Annotated in this window: 1 protein-coding gene; it reads right to left on the bottom strand. The window is 70.7% G+C overall.

Annotation, left to right across the window (positions count from 1 at the left end; genetic code table 11):
- Positions 1-423 (bottom strand): trehalase-like domain-containing protein (locus AC1DYG_RS20050; RefSeq protein WP_477641595.1); only part of this gene is annotated, 423 nt, incomplete at both ends.

Here is a 423-nt window from a genome sequence, read left to right as displayed (position 1 = left end):
GCCCAGTACGCCTCGGACAGTGCCCGACGGTCGGGTTCCGGCGTCGCGGACGGTTCGAGATCCGAACTGCCGCAGCGAAGTTCGAGTACCACGGGTCCGGCGGACGGGTCGACCACGGCGTGTGCGGTCTGCTGCTGGCCGTCGTTGACGATCTCCCACTCGACGCCGGCGGAGCGCAGCACCACCGGGTCGTTGGTGCCGTAGACACGCAGGCCGTTCTCCTCCCGCTCGAGCTTCACCTGCGCCTGCCCGAACTCGGGGCGGGGCGCGAAGGTGACAACCGCCTTGGCCTGGCCGGTGATCACCCGGGTCAGGTCGGTGCGGCCGGCGTCCACGTCGTGCGGCAGGTAGTCGGTGACCTGCAGGCTGGCCCATCGGGTCTGCACGGTCATGGTGCCGTCGACGTAGCGCTGGCTCAGCGGC

The organism is Pedococcus sp. P1_H8 (genome assembly GCF_056405175.1).
This window is presented reverse-complemented; position numbering and strand designations above follow the sequence as displayed.